The organism is Thalassotalea sp. G20_0 (assembly GCF_017744175.1).
Lineage (GTDB): Bacteria > Pseudomonadota > Gammaproteobacteria > Pseudomonadales > Endozoicomonadaceae > Endozoicomonas.
This window is the reverse complement of record NZ_JAGHQV010000253.1, coordinates 1-1025: the sequence shown is the minus strand read 5'-3', so window position 1 is coordinate 1025 and position 1025 is coordinate 1. Positions and strand designations below refer to the sequence as shown.

Sequence of the window (1025 nt, the reverse complement as noted above, 5' to 3'; positions counted from 1 at the left end):
TGTTTGCTTCTTTGTGTTTGCCCTATAAGACAATGGATTAATATCTCCGTAAACAATTTTATTATGAGGTAATGATTTTGATACGGCAATCAGGCGTAAACCCGGCAGGCATGGCCATCGACCCGCAACCTGTAACAACCCCCACCACAGAACCGGAGGGTCTATGGAGAGGGTGGGAGGTGATCCAATCGGGGGCTAGTGCATTTGTTCGGTCACTGCACCCCTTGTATGATCCACTCAATAGCCACCGCCACCTGCCAGTGCAGGATGTTGCGGACTCTGCTGCTGGCATTGATCTTTGGGGCGTTGTTGGCCAGAACAATAATTTCCATCAGTTCACTGCACTGGCAGGACGGGCGATAGCAGCCTATTCCGGCATGCCTTCAGAAATCAATAGTCTGCTGAGCTATCTTGCCAACCTGGCGGCTGTAGGCCGGTTTGCCAGCGATCAGCTGAAAGCGTTCAATGCTTGCGACGGTTCGATACCTGAGCCTGGCACACACAGGGAAAAGACACCGGACGAGACTTTGGAAAACACGAAAGACAAAGCCAGAAAAGCCTCACAGAACCTACGACACCAGTATGATAAATCCGCCGCCCCAACGCTACCGGCCAGCCAGTTGCCAAACACACCCTTGGTACTGGGGGCTCTGGTTGGCCTGTCCGCGGTCGGTGCGGCATCAGCATCCGCCTCTGACTGGATTAACGTGACGGATGCCAAGACCCTAGGCAATATCTGCCGTGATAAGGACTCATGTAGCAAACATTATCGCCTGACTGATGCTTTCAACGATAACCAATTATCCCGGTCCATTGGGGATAAAGACAATCCATTCACCGGCAAGTTGGACGGCAATAATCGTACTATTGGCAAACTTTCGAAGTGCCTGGTAAAACACCTGTCCGATGGGGGCCGCATCGAGAACCTGACCCTTAGTGATGCCATCATAACCTCAACGGAATCGGCCGGGGTAGTGGCTTGCGAAATGTCTGGCAACGCTACGATCAGTAATATTTGGGTTGAA

The 1025-nt window shown here is 51.8% G+C and carries 1 protein-coding gene; it reads left to right on the top strand.

The window, feature by feature from the left end; translation table 11 throughout:
- Positions 1-77 precede the first annotated feature (77 nt).
- A partial coding sequence (locus tag J7438_RS25880) for a M26 family metallopeptidase (RefSeq protein WP_209278911.1) occupies positions 78-1025 on the top strand: 948 nt, incomplete at its 3' end.